Raw genomic sequence first — 18239 nt, forward strand, 5'->3', positions numbered from 1 at the left:
TGTAAATCCTCCTAAAAATCTTACAATATAATTAGTTCTTTTGTTGAGTGGGTTAGAGCTTCATTATGAGTGTCCGTAATCAAAGTATCATCTTCAATTCGAACGCCGCCAAGACCTGGGATGTAGATACCTGGTTCACAAGTAACCACCATGCCAGGTTCTAAGATAATATCAGACTTCATTGATAATCCAGGACCTTCGTGTACCTCTAGTCCTATCCCGTGTCCAGTGGAGTGACCAAAGTATTCGCCATAACCCTTTTCTGTTATGTAGTCTCTCGTTATAGCGTCTGCTTCTCTTCCAGTAATTCCTGGTTTCAATCCAGCCATTCCACGTAATTGTGCCTCAAGTACAATATTATAAATAGCTTTTAGTTTTGCATCAGGTTCACCAACGGCAACAGTCCGGGTAATATCCGAAACATAACCGTTGTAATAACAGCCATAATCCATCGTTACGATATCTCCAGATTCAATTACCTTATCACTTGCAACACCGTGTGGAAGTGCAGAACGATGACCAGAAGCAACGATGGTATCAAATGAAGAGGAAGTTGCCCCAGCCTTTCTCATAAAAAACTCAAGCTCATTAGACACTTCTAATTCGGTTTTTCCTGGACGGATAAAATCCAAAATATGTTTAAACGCAGCATCAGCGATATCTGCTGCTACCTTTAATATCTTAATCTCTGCGTCTGTCTTAATCAAGCGTAACTTTTCAATTAAACCGGAAATGGGAACAAATTCAGCATCTATTTCTTTCTCATATCCTTTAAAGGAAGAATATGTTAGAAAATCTTCTTCAAAACCAAGCTTTTTGATGCCTAAATTTTTAACTTGCTTTGCAACTTCACTCGGAACTGAACTTGAATATTTAATAATCTCAAAGCCTTGGCATTGTTCGGTGGCTTGTTCAATGTAGCGGAAGTCTGTAATAAACTGAGCACTCTCAGCGCTAATTAACACCACACCTGCTGTTCCTGTAAAATTAGATATGTAACGGCGATTGTACGGGCTGGTTATCAATATTCCATCAATGCCTCTTTCTGAAAAAGCAGACCGTAATTTCTCTAATTTCGGCATGTATCTCCACTCTCCCTTATATTTGTAGATAAAAATATTTTATCATAACCTTTAATAATGGACTAATGAAACTTAGGTTGAAGCCTCTTTGTCTTGAACTTTATTAAGTTCATATTCATAATTAATGGAATATCCAATAAAGGTTCCATATAACATATATAAACAAATCGAAGTTATGATGGTGTCCCGTTTTAATTCCAGCAGTGGCTTGATTCCTGGGAAGATAGGATTTAGAACAAAAAATACCAATAAAAATAAAATAATACCAAATCCGACCCCAAACCATATGCCTTTTAACTTTCTTAGAACAGCATAATATACGAAAGCAGCAATAATTGAAACAATCGCCAAGAATACCATCGAAATTAATTTACCCAACCATCCATACTTCCAATTTCCCAGGGCCCATGGTTCCAAAATGACATTCGGGCTAACTTCTGTAAAATTAAAAAAATAAGCAATATATCCTATAGCACCCCAAAAAATCCCTCCAAATAAACCGGTCCAAAAAACCATCATTAAAAATGACATTTGTTTTGGATATAGTTGTTCGTCTAACATTTTTTAACAGCCTCCATTCTATCTTTTGAACATGCTCGTTTTTATGTATTTGATACTAAATTCCATAGTTATTATGCCCTTTGAAGTGTAATCCTTACCTAGAAAAAAATTTTTTACTGTTTTAGAGTGAAATATTTTGTCTCTCTAGAGGTTTTTTCACTTTTCTAGTAGAATAAAATTAAGTACATACAGATTAATCATTTCTGCTATTGTGCAACTTTGTTAATAGGTTGGTGTAACCATGTCTAATTCTCAAAAACCCGTATATGGCGGCCAGGCAGTTGTTGAAGGAGTCATGTTTGGCGGGAAACATCATTACGTTACGGCTATTCGCAGAAAAGATCGCTCTGTAGAATACTTTCATATGCGGCGGAAAGCAAATCCTTCTTTAAGCCGTTTAAAAAAAATCCCGTTCCTTCGAGGTATTATTGCAATCATTGAAGCAAGTGCAAATGGCTCAAAACATTTGAACTTTTCTACAGAAAGATACGATGTTGACCCTAAAGATGACGAAACCATTAAGGAAAAAGAAGATTCAAAATTAACGATGTATTTAGGAGTAGCCGTTATCGGAGTTATTTCTTTTTTGTTTGGGAAGTTTGCTTTCACGTTAATCCCTGTCTTTTTAGCTGTACTAACGAAACCCATTTTCCCATCAGATTTTGCTCAAGTAATGGTAGAAGGCTTTTTTAAGCTTTTACTACTCCTTATATATATATACTTTGTTTCACTTACCCCCTTAATAAAAAGAGTGTTCCAATATCATGGTGCTGAGCATAAAGTAATAAACACCTATGAAGCAGGGGTAGAATTAACGGTTGAAAATGTGCAGGCCCATTCAAGGCTTCATTATCGATGCGGCAGCAGTTTCATCCTATTTACGGTCGTAGTCGGCGTTTTTGTTTATTTACTTGTCCCAACCACCCCACTTTGGTTAAGGGTTGTTGACCGCCTTCTTTTAATACCCGTGGTGTTAGGGATTGCATTTGAAGTTTTACAGGTAACCAACAAATTAAGAAATGTACCAGTCCTTAAGTATTTGGGTCTGCCTGGACTTTGGCTTCAACTGTTAACGACGAAAGAACCAAATAATGACCAAGTAGAAGTGGCAATACTTTCTTTTCAAGAGTTATTAAAAAGAGAGAAAGAAACAGAATTTGATGCAAAAAATGAAGAAATTGTCTAAATCTTTTTACCTTTGTGTTTAAAAGAATAAAAAAATGCTTATGATGCTCTTAGGGAGGTGGCTTTCTTGAAAAATCGGATATCAACCATTATTGTTGGGTTACTTATTATTCTTGCAATACTGGGAATTGTCGGTTCCTTTACAGCAAATCCTGCCGGTTTCATTCAGGGAATAGCTGTCATCGCATTGATCGGTTTAGTTATTTTTTTCCTGTTTCGGAAGTATTCAAATTCGAGCCCTCAGAAAAAAGAGCAACGGGCATTTCTTAAGGCAGCTAAAAGATCAAAAAAACGATTGCAGCAAAAGAGTGGAGATTCTACTGCCAAAAGCTCAGCTCTAGGAACTTTAACCAAATTAAAGAAAAGCAGCAAACTAAAAAAGAAATCCCCTGCGCATCTGACCGTTATTGACGGCAAAAAGAGTAAAAAGAAAAATCGAGCGTCTTTTTAGACACTCGATTTTTTTATTAGAAATGTGGAAGCGCCTTGACCAGGTGCGCGAGGCTACAGTCAAGCCGGCGAGAAGGCTGCTCTTTAGACTTCTTGACAGATTGGCTTATGACACCGAGCCCCTAGGTGGCGAATCTAGACAGTTCTCGTAGTAATTAGTAAGTCCATTTATCTAAAAACTTTTTAGCATGATTTCTGCCGATTTCAAATAATTTTTGCTTCTTTTCATCGGTTATAGAAAATTCGGTTAAAGACACACCTTCTGCTTTTATAAAAATAATATTATCAACATGTTTTTTTGAAATATATCGTTGATCATGGGCATCCTTCATTGTTTCAAATATGGCCCCAAATAGTTGAATGCCATTTTTAATTTGATGTTTTTCATGTTCATATTCGCTTGGGCTAGTCTTTATTCCAAGTACTGGCCTGACTTTTTTTTCTGTATCCGTATCAAACAGCCACATCGGAAAATTACTAAGCACCCCACCATCGACAATGACATTTACGCCATCATTAGACCGTAATTTAACTGGTTCATAAAAATATGGAATACTGCAACTCATTCGAATGGCCTTAGCTATCGGGAAGGATCTCGGATTTATCCCGAATTTTTCTAAATCATCGGGCAGCACGACCAATTGTCCATTTGATAGGTCAGAAGCAATCACTCTTAGCGCATCTGGCGGAAGATCTGAAAATGTTCTTAAGCCTTTTGCTTCAAGCTTCTCTTTCATCCATTTTTCCAGTTCATTTCCTTTATATAGGCCTAATTTCCAATATACAAGCAGCCATTTTGCAATCGAGAATGGGATAATGGTCTTTCGAGTATCAAGCATCTTAGGCAAATCAAATTCATCTACCAACTGATAAATCTCTTTACTTGTATACCCGGCTACGATCAAAGCGGCAATAATGGAACCTGCACTTGTTGCAGCGAGCCTTACAAATTGAAACCCCCTGCTTTCAATTTCTTCATAGGCTCCTAAAATGGCAAAACCTTTAATTCCCCCTCCAGAAAAAACGCCGTCTATTTTCATGGCAGCCACTCCTAAAGATGAACTTGTTACATCTTTAGTCACGGGGATTGGAATATAGTACGGCGGACAAGTAGAAAATTTATGTGAAATATTGAACTACAGCGTTAGGAAAAAATTCCTGAACATATTCTCTAATGGACGTTTCCAGATCCTTTGCCGCTTCATCTGGATAGACATATTTTCCAATGCCATACCGCCCCCATTTGTATTTTCGCTCCTCCTCATTCATTTCAAGCTTGGTTTTCGGATAACGCTTAGCAATGACGTTTTTTGCTGGTTTGGTAAACCGATGTTGAATTAGTTCAAAAGTAAGATCCGGTATCTCTACACCCGCTAATTCTTCGCTTAGCCGTTCAAATAATTCTCGATAGCCTTCTTTCCAATCTTCATGCATGTAGATTGGCGCAACGATAAAACCTAGCGGATATCCAGCATTAGCTACTTTCCGTGCGGCTTTTAATCGATCCTCAAAGGACGATGTACCTGGTTCGAAGTTTTTTATTACATAACGAGAATTCACACTAAATCGGAATCTTGTTTTTCCATTATGTTTGGCATCTAGCAGGTGGTCAACATGATGAAATTTTGTTACAAATCGAAGTTGTCCATACTCGGATTGTCCAAAGAATTCGATTGCTTTCTTTAAAGAATGGGTTAGGTGGTCTAATCCCACAATGTCAGATGTACAGGCTGCTTCAAAGCGTGTAATTTCTGGTTTGCGCTCGTCGATATATTTTTGCGCCTGCTCAAAGATTTCATCTAAGTTAACATATGTCCTGATATAGGGTTTACTTCCAAGGGTTGTTTGCAGGTAACAGTAATGACAATGCCCCATACAACCCGTGGCGAGTGGAATAGCATATTCAGCAGACGGCTTCGATGTATCAAATTTTAAAGTTCTTCTGATTCCCACAACTAGTGTAGATTTAGCATTGCGGTATTGCTGAAGTTCGTTATCACCAGGTATCCCCCGGACTTGATTATGAGAGGTGGTTTCTCGAATTTCGAGACCCAGTTTTGTAAATTTTTCCTTCAGCTCCCTGCCAAGGGGATATTCTAATGCTTTCGGCTCGATATAGACAAGCTGTGGCATAAAAGGATCCATACTCATTCCCTCATTTCACTCTTTTTTAGTAGTATGAGTTGTTGTAAAGGAAGATAGTTAATAATAAGGGAGAGAAGTTTTTACCATATTAAGAAAAGCGCAAGCGCCTTGATCAGCCCGACAAGCACAAGCCAAGCCGACCGAAAGGTTGTTCTTTAACCTTTTGGACGGCTTGGCTTGTGACCTCGAGGGGCTAGCGCTGGAGCTGGACAATTCTCGAAGTTGAAATTTCTTATTTCTTAAACAAAAAAAGAGCACCGGTTTTTAATCCGATACTCTTCTCATTTTATATTAGATACGCTTTGCTCCGACATATCTAGGCTTCCAATAGGTATTGCTTGTATATGTGATGATAACGCCTTTTGAGGAAGAAGCCATAATCATTTTTCCAGAGCCGATGTAGATGGCTACATGTGTTGGTTTGCTTGCTTTAGTTGGGGCAAAGAACATTAAATCTCCAACCTGTAGTGAACTTACTCGATATCCTTTTGTATAGAACATATCTGATGCCGTACGTGGCAGTGTTACGCCTGCCTTGCCAAAAGAATACTTAACAAGTCCAGAACAATCAAAGCCAGAAGGTGTAATTCCACCCCATCTATATGGAACACCAAGGTTTGCTTTTGCTACTGTTATTGCTTTTGTATGATAATATGCCGCTTCTGCTTTTTCACCCGAAGTGGCAAACAAAGACGTTGCAATTGTAGCTGTCATTACGATTGCTGCAATGATTTTCTTTTTGAACATTTTGTTATTCCCCCTTGGGTGATTTGATACTTTTACTATACTAGGATAGGATAACAGGCTCATCACAGCCATATTACAATTCGATTACAATGTTATATTAGTAAAATTTATAGAATAAAAAAGAGGATGGAACAGTTAGCTCCATCCTCAAAAAGATTTTATAAACCACACTTTAATTGGGCATTACAGTTGGTACATGTATTGCATCCGCCAATTTCTTTGACTTTTCCTTTACGGCAGACCGGACAGGTATTACCGACCTCTGAACCGATTGTTACGTCTGTTGAGCGAAGGTCGCTAATTGTGTCGACAAGCACGACATGTTGATGTGGTTTTTCATCAAACATGGATAGTTGCTCATTTGTATTATCCTCAGCTTTTAGAGTCAGTACTTGTGAATCACGTGAACCGTCTACATATACAGTACCGCCTTTAGCACCGCCGCGATAGAGGCGCTCGTACACTTTTTCTACTTGTTCTACGCTGTATCCTTTTGGTGCGTTAACGGTTTTACTAATGGAGCTGTCGATCCAACGCTGAATGACACATTGAACGTCAGCATGTGCTTCTGGTGCAAGTTCCATGGCTGTAACGAACCATTTTGGCAGGTTGTTCGGATCTGCTTCTGGGTGCTGATCTAAATATTCTTGGACGATATCTGCTTTAACTTCAATAAATTTACCAAGTCGTCCACTTCGGAAGTAAGAGAATGAGAAATAAGGCTCTAATCCTGTAGAGACGCCAACCATTGTTCCAGTACTCACGTTTGTTACTCTCTATATTTCATAGAGGGCGGGGTTATTAGTACCCGCTCCATATGTCGCCATATGGGTCAGACTATATCATCAACCATATAAGTGGTTGCTCAGCATGTAGTCGTTGAGGGGTCAGCCACGACTTCCCTGCGGATTGTCTGGTAGGCTTTCGCCAACACTCTTACCTTTTTACCTATAAAAAGTTGGCAAGACTAGGTAGTAAGAGATACGCCAGGGTTTCCCGCATATAGCTAAGTTTACGCAGCGCTCTTACGAACACTTGGGGCAATATGTTTACCCGTTGGAGCAACAGTTAATAAATGAGAATTTCTAATTCCTTTTTCAAGTATAGATTCACGGACATCTTCAGGCATCTTTTTCATAAATCCAGTGTTAATGAATGCCTGTCTTAATCGGTTTGTTTCTTCAGGTGTATCACCAGTTAAGAATGGGAAGCTACCTTTCTCTGTTGCTAATTCAACCGATGTTCTATAAGCTGTTGTAGCAATCGCTTCGAATACTTTATCAACTAGCTCGTTACCCTCAGGTGAACCATACTCTGTTTCACAGTAAATTAAGAGATCATGTAATCCCATAACGCCTAGACCTACGCGTCGCTCACCAAGAGCTTGTTTTTTGTTTTCTTCTAAGAAGTATGGAGTAGCGTTTATAACGTTGTCTTGCATGCGAACACCGACCGCTACTGTTTGTTTAAGCTTCTCAAAATCAACTGTTTTGGTTTCTTTATTTGCCATCTCAGCAAGGTTTACTGCTGCAAGGTTGCACACAGAAAATGGTGCAAGTGGCTGCTCTCCACACGGATTTGTCGCTACGACTTGTTGTCCATATGCTTTCGCATTGGTCATGTCGTTAGCATTATCGATAAAGAAAATACCTGGTTCTGCAGAGTAGGTTGCGCAAATGTTGATTAAGTTCCAAAGTTCTTTTGCTTTAATCTTCTTATAAACACGAACTTTGTGTCCGAGTTTTTCCCACTCACGGACGTCACCAACTTTGTGCCACTCTTCATTGTAGATTTTCATTTCATCTTGATTGTATTGCTCTACATATGGGAAACGAAGATCATATTCACCGTCGTTTTCAACAGCTTCCATAAATTCCTTTGTCAAACATACTGAAATATTTGCACCAGTTAGGAACTCAGAATTATGAACAGTGTAATTACCGCCGGTTAGAAGCTTTTCCTCAGCATGAGCAATGCTATTTTCATCAAAACCACCAAATCCAGGAATGCTTTTGTAATTCACAATTCCTTGATACATCGCAGTTTCTTGTAGCGTTAATGGTGTAAATTTAAGTTTGTCTTTTGCATGCTTCTTAATCGTTTCATCGTTTGTATTTTCAATTAAGAATCTTAGAATTCTAGGATTCTGCATTTTGGAAATAATGAATTCAATAATGTCAGGATGCCACGCTTATACCGTCCCTTTCAGGATATTTATTCTGCTTGTCAGCAGACGGCCTAGACTATATCATCACCCTCAGCATTTCTCTGTTAGGGGCCGGGCGCTTATGAGAGTTTATTGTTGGGACTCACTCTCTAGTCGTTGAACCTTCGCCATTAACTATGCCCAATGACGCTTGGCTGCAGATTGTCCAATACTTACAATTTTTAAAGCTTTCACGCCCACCGTTTCCAGTCACGTTGTAGCTTGCAAGTCTCTAAGAATTTCCCTGCAATTCACCCGATTTTCTAGTCATTCATCTTCTGAATGACGCGGACTAGTGCATCTTAATTAATCCGCCAACATTATCATTTGCGCTCCACGTCTTGATCCACCTTGTTCAACAAGATGCGTCAATTTCGCAATATCATCCAACCATGAAACCGAACCAGATGATTTACCATTTACGCCTCGAGCAAGTGTATTTCGTGGTCTTAACGTTGAACCATTCGTTCCAACTCCGCCGCCTCGGCTCATGATTTCCATAACCTGTTTACGATGGTCGGAAATGCCTTCACGTGAATCCGCAACAAACGGCATTACATAACAATTAAAATAAGTTACATCCGTATCAGCCCCCGCCCCGTAAAGAACCCGGCCGGCCGGAATAAAGTTCAAGTTCACTAACTCTTGATAAAACTTCTCCGTCCATTCTAAGCGCTTCTCTTCGGTTGTTTCCACCGCCGCAAGACCTGTAGCATTACGCTTCGCAATCTGCTCATAGAAAAGCTCTAATGGCTTCTCAATAACATCTAGAGACCTAATGATCTCACCTGTTGCTGCTTCCTTAGGATCAAGTACGCCTCTAAATTCCTCTTCAACTAAAACTTTTGCCTTTTTCTTTTCCCAATCAATTTCTAAAATTTTTCCTAAGCCACGTGCAGGAAATTTTGGATCCTCTTTAATCGTTAAAACAACAAAGTCGCCAGTTGTTAGGGTAATTTTTGCAGTGTCTTTAAAGGTGTAACGGTCGAGCATAACCAGTCTTGATACACCTTTATGAGTTATTTTCATATCTGGGGTAACCGGATGCACTGGGGGGAATAGGCGGATATCCTCATTCAACCTTTCAAAATCAATATTCATTTTTTGTCTAAAAACTACAGACATGAGAACAACTCCTTTTATATAAAACTCTATATAGTGCTAGATTCTAGTAGCATCGCTATATCTAGTTGACTTAATAAATTTAAATTAACATAGTTACACACAATAAATCAACATATAGTACCGAAAATATTTTCGACACTACTATATATTGTATGGCGAGCAAATAACATTTATTTTGTCAAACTCAAAAAAACCTAGAATTAGAAGAAAATAAAAGATTTTAGCGGAATTTCGTCAAATAACAGGAAAATTTAACAAAATTCGAGGTTTGCTTCTTTCATAATAGGGCCATTTAAAAAAAAGAAAAAAGCGGCGTTTGCCGCTGTGACTACCTTTTAAAATTCCATTCATCGTTTTCATATCGTTCTTTAGCAATTTTCTCTACATAAGCAAGTTCTTCATCTGTTAATTGGTAGGGTTCGAGCTCAATATTCAACCCTTCAGCAAACCCTTTATAGAAGGCTTCCTTTGCCTCTTCTAATGTTATCCTTCTTGGACTAATCGCGTTTATCGCAACCGCCTTATCTTTAAATGCTTTTTTCATCCGTTCCTTAACACGATCATTTGGGTATTTAAATAAACTAAATAGCTTTTCCTCATCCAAATCCAGTAGAATGGAACCGTGTTGAAGAATGACACCCTTTTGCCTTGTTTGAGCGCTTCCCGCTACTTTTCTGCCTTCAACAACTAATTCATACCAGCTTGGGGCATCAAAACAAACAGCAGAGCGAGGATTTTTTAATGCATCTCTTTCTTCAGCCGTTTTGGGAACTGCAAAGTATGCTTCGAGTCCTAAATGGTGAAAACCTTTTAATATCCCTTCAGAAATAACACGATATGCCTCCGTAACTGTTTTAGGCATCTCGGGATGGTCTTCTGAAACAATGACACTATAGGTAAGCTCATGCTCATGGAGAACGCCACGCCCACCTGTTGGTCTTCTAACAAATCCTAATTTATGCTCTCTAACAGCATCCATATCAATTTCTTTTTCAACCTTTTGGAAATAGCCAACTGACAAGGTTGGCGGATTCCAGCCATAAAAACGAATAACTGGGGGAAACTTTCCTTCACTATGCCAATCAAGCAAAGCTTCATCTAATGCCATATTAAAGGACGGTGAACCATTTCCTGAATCTATAAAACGCCACGTTTCTTTTTCCATTTAAAAACCCCATTTGTATTAATTAGTACGAAATTTAGTCTACCAAAATCTGATAGGAATTCAAGTAGGAGATGTTTTTGGTATAATTTTTTATATAGAAACAAAAAAAGTTTTTCCTTTTCATCTTTATCTTTATTGGAATGACTTATATAATAAATACTAATGCAGTAAAGCTTGAAAGGGGCAAAAGAAGTTGAATCCACTTTATACATTAATCATTGTTGTTGCAGCTGTTGCTATCTACACCGTTTTTACTTATTTTTATCAGAAGAGAATTGTTAAAACGGTTGCAGAAGAAGAATTTCGTGCTGGGTACCGAAAGGCACAACTAATAGATGTTCGTGAACCGAACGAGTTCGAGGGCGGTCATATTTTAGGAGCACGTAATATTCCCATGTCACAAATGAAAATGTGGATGAAGGAAATTCGCCAAGATATGCCTGTATATTTATATTGCCAAAGCGGCATGCGCAGTGCACGTGCAGCACAAATGCTACACCGAAAAGGATATAGAGAATTAACCCAGCTTGAAGGCGGGTTTAAAAAATGGACAGGTAAGGTAAAAACAAAAAAAGCATAAAATTCTAGGGTTCCGATAAAATTCCGGGACCTTTTTTAAATTTTAAAAAAAAAGAAAGGCCAGATTATCTAAATCTGACCTTATCAATTCTTAGGCTTTTACATATTTTAATACAGGTTTACGAGCTGCTAAAGTTTCGTCGAGTCTGCCAACAACGGTTGTATGTGGTGCTTCCTGAACGATCTCCGGATTTTCTTCAGCCTCTTTGGCTATTTGAATCATCGTATCAATGAAAGAATCAAGTGTTTCTTTTGACTCCGTTTCTGTTGGCTCAATCATAATACATTCCTCCACATTTAGCGGGAAATAGATGGTTGGTGGATGATAGCCAAAGTCAAGAAGACGCTTGGCGATATCAAGCGTACGAACTCCTAATTTTTTCTGACGTTTACCACTTAGGACAAACTCATGTTTACAATGCTTATCAAATGGTAATTCATAATAGTCCGCTAGTCTTCTCATCATGTAATTAGCATTTAAGACCGCATATTCCGTTACCGCTTTTAAGCCATCCGGTCCCATTGAGCGAATATACGTATAGGCCCGCACATTGATTCCAAAGTTTCCATAAAACGGTTTTACACGTCCAATGGACTGCGGACGATTATAATCTAAAATAAATTCTTCCCCACACTTTGTAATAATTGGTTTTGGCAAGAACGGGATTAAGTCTGCTTTCACCCCAACAGGACCTGAACCAGGACCACCGCCGCCATGTGGACCTGTAAAGGTTTTATGCAGGTTTAAATGAACAACATCAAACCCCATATCACCTGGTCTGGCTTTAGATAGAACGGCGTTTAGATTTGCACCGTCATAATACACCTTTCCGCCTGCCTTATGGACGATTTCAGCTATTTCGAGTATTTGTTCTTCGAATAAGCCAAGCGTATTCGGATTGGTTAACATAAGTGCAGCCGTGTCGTCACCCACCACCCGTTTTAAATCCTCCAAATCAACAAGCCCTTGCTCCGTCGATTTAACAGTAATTGTTTCAAAACCTGCGATTGATGCGGAAGCTGGATTTGTACCATGGGCTGAATCGGGGACAATCACTTTCGTGCGGTTTGTATCACCATTTGCTTCATGGTACGCACGAATCAGCATTAACCCCGTCCACTCTCCGTGTGCACCTGCTGCAGATTGTAAAGTGACTTCGTCCATTCCAGTAATTTCCATTAAATGCTGCTGAAGGTCGAAAATAAGCGCAAGTGCACCTTGCACGGAATTTTCCTCCTGTAATGGGTGAATATGAGCAAAACCATTGAAACGTGCCACATTTTCATTGATCTTTGGATTATATTTCATTGTACAAGAGCCAAGCGGATAAAATCCTGAATCCAGACCATGATTTCTTTTTGATAATGCTGTAAAGTGGCGCATAATATCAAGCTCAGAAACTTCTGGAAGCTGTGGCTCTTCTTCACGCAAGTAGCCATCAGGAAGAAGACTTGTGAGATCTACTGCCGGTATATCCAGTTCAGGGAGGCTGTAACCAATCCGACCGGGAGTACTACATTCAAAAATAAGTGCTTGGTCTTGATTATGCATGCAAATCCCCCAATTCTTTCACGAAAGTATCAATTTCTTCTTTTGTTCTCTGCTCAGTAACCGCAATTAACATATGATTAGCAAGCTCAGGATAATCACGTCCTAAATCATAGCCCCCAATCATTCCATTTTGTAAAAGTGCTTGATTGATTTCTTTGATAGGTTTGTTTAGTTTCACCACAAATTCATTAAAGGAAAAACCATCAAATACAACCTCGACTCCTGCTGTTTTAAAAGCACTCTTTGCATAATGTGCTTTCTGTAAATTGGTTGCCGCCATTTCACGCATTCCCTTTTTACCTAAAGCTGTCATCGCAACGGATGCGGCAAGAGCATTTAATGCTTGGTTTGAACAGATATTTGAAGTCGCTTTTTCACGGCGAATATGCTGTTCACGCGCTTGAAGCGTTAAAACAAACCCGCGGCGTCCTTGATCATCAACAGTTTGACCGACGAGACGTCCGGGTACCTTTCGCATTAATTTACTGGTAGCGGCAAAATACCCGCAAGAAGGACCTCCGAAAGCGGTTGGAATACCAAACGGCTGTGCATCGCCAATGACAATGTCTGCACCAAACTTCCCCGGTGGTGTTAATACTCCCAGCGAAAGCGGGTTGCTGTTTACCACAAACAATCCCTGATTAGCATGAATGATTTCTTCCACTTCTTTTAACGGTTCAATACGACCAAAAAAATTCGGGTATTGGATGATAACAGCTGCTACTTCTTCATTAATTAATTCCTTTAAGGCTTCCACATCGGTAATCCCTGCTTTGATGGGCGCCTCGATTACCTCTAGGTACTGTCCTTTTGCATACGTTTTAAGAACCTCGCGATACTCAGGATGAACAGTCTTCGAAACTACAATCTTTTTCCGTTTTGAATGAGCTGCACTAAGCATGGCAGCTTCTGCAAGTGCGGTGCCTCCGTCATACATGGAAGAGTTGGCAACGTCCATACCGGTTAACTCACAAATCATTGTTTGAAATTCAAAAATAGCTTGTAATTCTCCTTGAGAAATTTCGGGCTGATAAGGTGTATAAGCTGTATAAAATTCTGAACGTGAAATAACATGGTCGACAATGACAGGTATATAGTGATCATAAATACCAGCACCTAAGAACGATACATTACGTTTGAGGTCCGCATTTTGGTCAGCTAACTTATATAGTTCTTTCATAAGGGCCGTTTCAGACTTTGCCGCTTTTATATTTAACTCTCCCTTAAATCGAACCTTTTCAGGAATATCGCTAAATAGTTCATCAATCGATGAAACACCAATGGTATCGATCATTTCCTTCTTATCTTGTTCAGTCATCGGCAAATAGCGATGTTTCATAAACTTAACTCCCCCCATTACTTCATATTTTTTTTATAAAAAGGTGTCGGTACAATTGCTGCTTTTAGTCTTTTACCGCGAATTTCCACTTCAATTTCGGTATCAAGTTTAGCAAATTCCGTCTTAATTAAAGCAAGACCAATATTTCGCTTTAAGGTAGGCGACTGTGTTCCGGTTGTCACTTGACCGATTAGCGCCTCTCCTTTATAGACTAGGTAACCATGACGAGGGATTCCACGATCAATCATTTCAATTCCAACTAACTTCCTTGTTAAACCAGTTTCCTTCTGCTTTTTTAAAGCTCCCTTTCCAATGAAGTCAACCTCTTTATATAACTTAACAGCAAAACCAATCCCGGCTTCGAGTGGTGATATATCAGGCGAAAGCTCTTGACCATAAAGGGCAAGCACCGATTCAAATCGAAGCGTATCACGTGCACCTAATCCGCATGGCAGAACCCCGTCTTCTTTCCCCGCTGTTAAAATAGCTTGCCAAAGGTCTACTGCATCAAAAGCATCACAATAAATCTCAAAACCATCTTCACCGGTGTACCCTGTTCTAGACACCAGCGCCTTTTTTCCGTTTAGATTTACTTCCTGCTGAAATTTAAAATAGCCTATTTGACGTAAATCTGTATTGCTAGCAAGCTTTTGGAGGACCTTTTCAGCAAGAGGCCCTTGAAGCGCAAGCTGTGCCGTCTTTTCCGATAGGTTATTAAGGATTACCTCTCCTTCAACATGATCTTCAAGCCATTGATAATCTTTTTCGATATTTGAGGCATTGACAACAAGTATGAAGTGATTGTCCTCTATCTTATAAACAAGTAAATCATCAACTGTTCCACCGTTTTCATAACACATCGCAGTGTACTGTGCTCCACCGTTGTTAATTTTTGAAATATCATTCGTCATCATCTTCTGTAAAAAGGGTAAACTGTCTTCCCCTTTCACTTCAATTTCACCCATATGGGAAACATCAAATAATCCTGCTTTGGTACGGACTGCTTCATGTTCTTCTTTGATGCTTGAAAATTGGACAGGTAATTCCCAACCTCCAAAATCGATTGTTTTCCCTCCGTGTTCTTTATAAACTGCAAAAAGTGGAGTTCGTTTTAATTCCGTCATCCCCTTATCCCCCTCCAGGATTTTGATTAAAGAATAATGGCCCTATTTCTTTGATTTAAGGATTAAGGACCTTAAAAATATAAAAAAGGACAGAAACCTCCCTATACTTCTAAGAAGGTCTCTGTCCTTTCACCTGAAAGTTTACCATAAATGGCTTTCCCCTTTGGTGGCTGCTACACAAGCAACGCTCTCCAGAGCTGCGTCAAACAAGAGTTCTTTTGCCTGAGAGATTCACATGTACTGCTTGCTCCTTCGGCGCTACTCTCGGTAGTCTCTCCCCTTGTTATCATTCGCATTATAATATTTTCCAATTTGGTAATACTAATTTTACTTAAAATAAAATTTCCTTATTAAAATATTTAAAACATTCTAGCTATTATCATCCTACCATTAAACTACAAAATGGAGCAATCATTTTATAAGAAAACAATACAAGAGCGAACAATCTTTATTATGGGCAAAATACTTGATACTACAATGTATGAAAAGGAGCTGTAATGATGTCAGTTGAAATTGAATTTGAATCCTCGTGGCAGGATGATTTTTTGCATCGAATTGACAACGATGGTCCGTGGGGGAACTGGGAGCTTTTTAAACTAGCAATCGATGTTGAAAACCATTTGGTCATCCCGGAGTTCGAAGGCTTACAAGCTCCAAATCACTTGCCAAATTTAACTCCTTTGCCGCATCAACTTGAAACGGCGAAACAAGTAATTGAAAATATGAATGGAAAAGCCATTCTAGCTGACGAAGTAGGGCTTGGTAAAACGATTGAAGCCGGATTAATTTTAAAAGAATACATGATTCGCGGCTTAGTAAAAAAGGTTTTAATTCTCGTCCCTGCTTCATTGGTAACACAATGGGCCATTGAGCTAAACAGTAAATTTTTCATTCCAGCTGTTACCCAAAGAAAAAGTTATGTCTGGGAACAATGTGATGTCGTGGTATCTTCCATTGATACAGCCAAACGTGATCCTCACCGAGAAATTATTTACAAGCAAGATTACGATCTGATTATCATTGATGAAGCCCATAAACTAAAAAATAATAAAACAAAAAACTATGAATTCGTACAAAATCTCAAAAAGAAATTCTGTTTACTGTTAACGGCAACCCCTATCCAAAACCGAATTGAAGAAATCTTTAATCTTGTTTCGCTCTTAAAGCCAGGGCATCTGGGCAGCGAGACCGCTTTTTATGAAAAATATAAACGGGATGCCCGCTCCTTAAATGATGACCAACATTTAAAAGAATTAGTAAATAAGGTGATGATTCGAAATCGGCGGGCTGACACTGGGATTGAATGGACAAAAAGACAAGTTGAAACCATTCCCATCGTATTCTCTCCTGCGGAGAAAGAACTGTATGATTCTATTTGTATGCTAAAAGGCGAGGGTGATTGGGTCCAAACAAGTGCGTTTTCAGTGATGACCTTACAGCGTGAGGCTTGCTCAAGCAGGGAAGCTGTTTTCTATACACTTAAAAACATGCTGCAAAAGAAAGAAGACCCAACTCCTGCCTTTGAAGAACAAATAAATTTCTTAATCAAAAAAGTGGAAGCTGTCCAGCAAAATTCGAAAGCAGAAAAAGCACTCGAATTAATCCAGCAGGTTAATGATAAGGTGATTATTTTTACCGAATACCGTGCCACGCAGATGTATCTACAATGGTATTTAAAACAGCATGGAATCAGCTCTGTTCCATTCCGTGGTGGTTTTAAGCGAGGAAAGAAGGACTGGATGCGCGAGTTATTTCAAAAACATGCGCAAGTCCTCATTGCCACTGAAGCGGGTGGAGAAGGAATCAACTTGCAATTCTGTAACCACATTATTAATTTTGATCTACCGTGGAATCCGATGAGACTAGAACAACGGATTGGGCGGATTCATCGCCTTGGTCAGGAAAAGGATGTCATGATTTATAATTTTGCCATTAAAAATACGGTTGAAGAACATATCCTTAAGCTTCTCTATGAAAAAATTCATCTATTTGAAAAGGTCATTGGTGAATTAGACGACATCTTAACAAAATTGGAATTTGGGAATATTGAGGACCATCTTATTGATATATTTGGTCAATCGAGTTCTGAAGGTGAGATGCGAATCAAAATGGATAATTTATCATCAATGATTGAATTTGCACAATCAATGAAGGAGGAGGATTCCCATGCAGCAGCAGGAAATTCATAATTTTCTTCTTAAATATTTCCAAGCAAACGATTGTCCGATTGTTGACAATAAACCGGGATATTTTATTGTTCAATTAACCATTGAACTTGATAAAGAATTGATGAACCGTCCTTTCTATTGGCACTATCTTGAAAAAACAGGCGGCATACCCAATCCAATGAGGTTAACGTTTATAACCGACCAGAAAAAGGCTCCAGAAAACTTAAAAGGAGAAATCGTTCATTTTGGGTCACCAAGGCTTCATCAAATATTTGCTTCTACCAAAAAATTAGCCAGTTATATCCGCTTATATGAAAATCATCAGCATATCCAAAACCAAACAGCCTTGTATCCATGGCTTTGTATGAATGTAAAGATTTCTTATCAGTGTGACCGGAAGAAAGATATCTTTAAGTCTATTGGTTTACAACTTATCAATGGACAAATGGTCGAAGATTTTCATGAACGTTTACAAAAAGTGCCTTTAACCCCAAAGATTCCGGATTATTCCTTTACATTATCTCCGCTGGTAAAACCGAAAAGCGGTATGATTCGGGTTGAAAATTAATTAAAAGCCGTAATTGGAGAAGATGATCATTCCTGGGCCGATGACGCGCGAAAGCGTTGGGAACAAGACTTGCGATTACTCAATCATTTTTATGAGGATGTTGAAGAAGAAGAAAATGTAAACTATGAAATCGAAAAAACAGCACTGCAAGAACAATACGAACCCAAAATAAACATCTCCTTCATCAATGGCGGACTCTTCTACCTAACCGAAAAGGCAATATAAAAATAAAATTAAATTTGG

Annotated in this window: 13 protein-coding genes, 4 pseudogenes and 1 riboswitch; of the genes and pseudogenes, 5 read left to right on the forward strand and 12 right to left on the reverse strand. The window is 38.9% G+C overall.

All coding sequences use genetic code 11. The annotated features are described in order from the left end of the window. Positions 1 to 20: 20 nt before the first annotated feature. Both JOC76_RS05020 and JOC76_RS05025 read right to left on the reverse strand, forming a co-directional pair. Positions 21 to 1082 (reverse strand): M24 family metallopeptidase, encoded by a 1062-nt coding sequence (locus JOC76_RS05020; RefSeq protein ID WP_205176500.1) that lies wholly within the window; start codon positions 1080 to 1082, stop codon positions 21 to 23. A gap of 72 nt (positions 1083 to 1154) precedes the next feature. Continuing rightward, entirely contained in the window at positions 1155 to 1643 is a 489-nt protein-coding gene (locus JOC76_RS05025; protein ID WP_205176501.1) for a YqhR family membrane protein, read from the reverse strand. Between the two features lie 241 nt (positions 1644 to 1884). Here JOC76_RS05025 and JOC76_RS05030 point away from each other — a divergent pair, with 241 nt between their 5' ends. After that, positions 1885 to 2829, forward strand: coding sequence for a DUF1385 domain-containing protein (locus JOC76_RS05030; RefSeq protein WP_205176502.1), 945 nt, complete (start codon positions 1885 to 1887; stop codon positions 2827 to 2829). A gap of 57 nt (positions 2830 to 2886) precedes the next feature. Continuing rightward, positions 2887 to 3279: an SA1362 family protein gene (locus tag JOC76_RS05035; RefSeq protein WP_307784689.1), complete on the forward strand. Its 393-nt coding sequence runs from the start codon at positions 2887 to 2889 to the stop codon at positions 3277 to 3279. A gap of 154 nt (positions 3280 to 3433) precedes the next feature. Here JOC76_RS05035 and JOC76_RS05040 read toward each other — a convergent pair whose 3' ends face one another. From JOC76_RS05040 to lipM, 7 genes and pseudogenes are all read right to left on the reverse strand, one after another. Then, complete coding sequence (locus tag JOC76_RS05040) at positions 3434 to 4318, reverse strand: patatin-like phospholipase family protein (protein ID WP_205176504.1); 885 nt, start codon at positions 4316 to 4318, stop codon at positions 3434 to 3436. 79 nt (positions 4319 to 4397) lie between these two features. Then, the gene (gene splB / locus JOC76_RS05045; RefSeq protein ID WP_205176505.1) at positions 4398 to 5423 is read right to left on the reverse strand and encodes a spore photoproduct lyase; all 1026 of its coding nucleotides are present in this window, start codon (positions 5421 to 5423) and stop codon (positions 4398 to 4400) included. A 291-nt stretch (positions 5424 to 5714) separates the two neighbouring features. Beyond that, on the reverse strand, positions 5715 to 6170 hold the full coding sequence (locus tag JOC76_RS05050; protein ID WP_239557547.1) for a C40 family peptidase: 456 nt from the start codon (positions 6168 to 6170) through the stop codon (positions 5715 to 5717). Between the two features lie 158 nt (positions 6171 to 6328). Then, positions 6329 to 6931: pseudogene (locus JOC76_RS05055) on the reverse strand (ribonucleotide reductase barrel domain-containing protein); the annotation flags it as partial. 290 nt (positions 6932 to 7221) lie between these two features. Next, positions 7222 to 8358 (reverse strand): annotated as a pseudogene (locus tag JOC76_RS05060) (ribonucleotide reductase barrel domain-containing protein); the annotation flags it as partial. A 327-nt stretch (positions 8359 to 8685) separates the two neighbouring features. After that, a pseudogene (locus JOC76_RS05065) lies at positions 8686 to 9501 on the reverse strand (ribonucleotide reductase barrel domain-containing protein); the annotation flags it as partial. A 328-nt stretch (positions 9502 to 9829) separates the two neighbouring features. Beyond that, positions 9830 to 10666 carry an octanoyltransferase LipM gene (gene lipM, locus JOC76_RS05070; RefSeq protein WP_205176507.1) on the reverse strand — a complete coding sequence of 279 codons (837 nt, stop codon included), beginning with the start codon at positions 10664 to 10666 and terminating at the stop codon, positions 9830 to 9832. Between the two features lie 193 nt (positions 10667 to 10859). Between lipM and JOC76_RS05075 the strand changes: the two genes are divergently transcribed. Next, entirely contained in the window at positions 10860 to 11246 is a 387-nt protein-coding gene (locus JOC76_RS05075) for a rhodanese-like domain-containing protein (protein WP_205176508.1), read from the forward strand. A 90-nt stretch (positions 11247 to 11336) separates the two neighbouring features. On the opposite strand, the gene gcvPB is transcribed toward JOC76_RS05075, so the two are convergent. The 3 genes from gcvPB to gcvT are packed head-to-tail and all read right to left on the reverse strand — an operon-like array spanning position 11337 to position 15260. Beyond that, positions 11337 to 12797 carry an aminomethyl-transferring glycine dehydrogenase subunit GcvPB gene (gene gcvPB / locus JOC76_RS05080; RefSeq protein ID WP_205176509.1) on the reverse strand — a complete coding sequence of 487 codons (1461 nt, stop codon included), beginning with the start codon at positions 12795 to 12797 and terminating at the stop codon, positions 11337 to 11339. Beyond that, positions 12790 to 14136, reverse strand: coding sequence for an aminomethyl-transferring glycine dehydrogenase subunit GcvPA (gcvPA, locus tag JOC76_RS05085; protein WP_205176510.1), 1347 nt, complete (start codon positions 14134 to 14136; stop codon positions 12790 to 12792). The genes gcvPB and gcvPA overlap by 8 nt, the downstream gene beginning before the upstream one ends. A 17-nt stretch (positions 14137 to 14153) precedes the next feature. Then, positions 14154 to 15260 (reverse strand): glycine cleavage system aminomethyltransferase GcvT, encoded by a 1107-nt coding sequence (gene gcvT / locus JOC76_RS05090; protein ID WP_205176511.1) that lies wholly within the window; start codon positions 15258 to 15260, stop codon positions 14154 to 14156. Positions 15261 to 15460: 200 nt separating this feature from the next. Next, a riboswitch (glycine riboswitch) is annotated at positions 15461 to 15550 on the reverse strand. 210 nt (positions 15551 to 15760) lie between these two features. On the opposite strand from gcvT, the gene JOC76_RS05095 reads away from it, so the two are divergent. Together JOC76_RS05095 and JOC76_RS05100 are read left to right on the forward strand one after the other, a co-directional pair. After that, positions 15761 to 17449 carry a DEAD/DEAH box helicase gene (locus JOC76_RS05095; protein ID WP_205176512.1) on the forward strand — a complete coding sequence of 563 codons (1689 nt, stop codon included), beginning with the start codon at positions 15761 to 15763 and terminating at the stop codon, positions 17447 to 17449. Further along, positions 17427 to 18221 (forward strand): annotated as a pseudogene (locus JOC76_RS05100) (YqhG family protein). The gene JOC76_RS05095 and the pseudogene JOC76_RS05100 overlap by 23 nt, the downstream one beginning before the upstream one ends. The last annotated feature ends 18 nt before the right edge of the window (positions 18222 to 18239 follow it).

This window comes from Neobacillus cucumis, from assembly GCF_016908975.1.
GTDB lineage: Bacteria > Bacillota > Bacilli > Bacillales > Cytobacillaceae > Neobacillus > Neobacillus cucumis.

Excerpts from the sequence above, each read along its gene's own strand:
- JOC76_RS05030 (WP_205176502.1), top strand. The coding sequence starts at position 1,885 with ATGTCTAATTCTCAAAAACCCGTATATGGCGGCCAGGCAGTTGTTGAA.
- splB (WP_205176505.1), bottom strand. The coding sequence starts at position 5,423 with ATGGATCCTTTTATGCCACAGCTTGTCTATATCGAGCCGAAAGCATTA.
- JOC76_RS05040 (WP_205176504.1), bottom strand. The coding sequence starts at position 4,318 with ATGAAAATAGACGGCGTTTTTTCTGGAGGGGGAATTAAAGGTTTTGCC.
- gcvPA (WP_205176510.1), bottom strand. The coding sequence starts at position 14,136 with ATGAAACATCGCTATTTGCCGATGACTGAACAAGATAAGAAGGAAATG.
- JOC76_RS05025 (WP_205176501.1), bottom strand. The coding sequence starts at position 1,643 with ATGTTAGACGAACAACTATATCCAAAACAAATGTCATTTTTAATGATG.
- gcvT (WP_205176511.1), bottom strand. The coding sequence starts at position 15,260 with ATGACGGAATTAAAACGAACTCCACTTTTTGCAGTTTATAAAGAACAC.
- JOC76_RS05050 (WP_239557547.1), bottom strand. The coding sequence starts at position 6,170 with ATGTTCAAAAAGAAAATCATTGCAGCAATCGTAATGACAGCTACAATT.
- JOC76_RS05020 (WP_205176500.1), bottom strand. The coding sequence starts at position 1,082 with ATGCCGAAATTAGAGAAATTACGGTCTGCTTTTTCAGAAAGAGGCATT.
- JOC76_RS05095 (WP_205176512.1), top strand. The coding sequence starts at position 15,761 with ATGTCAGTTGAAATTGAATTTGAATCCTCGTGGCAGGATGATTTTTTG.
- gcvPB (WP_205176509.1), bottom strand. The coding sequence starts at position 12,797 with ATGCATAATCAAGACCAAGCACTTATTTTTGAATGTAGTACTCCCGGT.
- lipM (WP_205176507.1), bottom strand. The coding sequence starts at position 10,666 with ATGGAAAAAGAAACGTGGCGTTTTATAGATTCAGGAAATGGTTCACCG.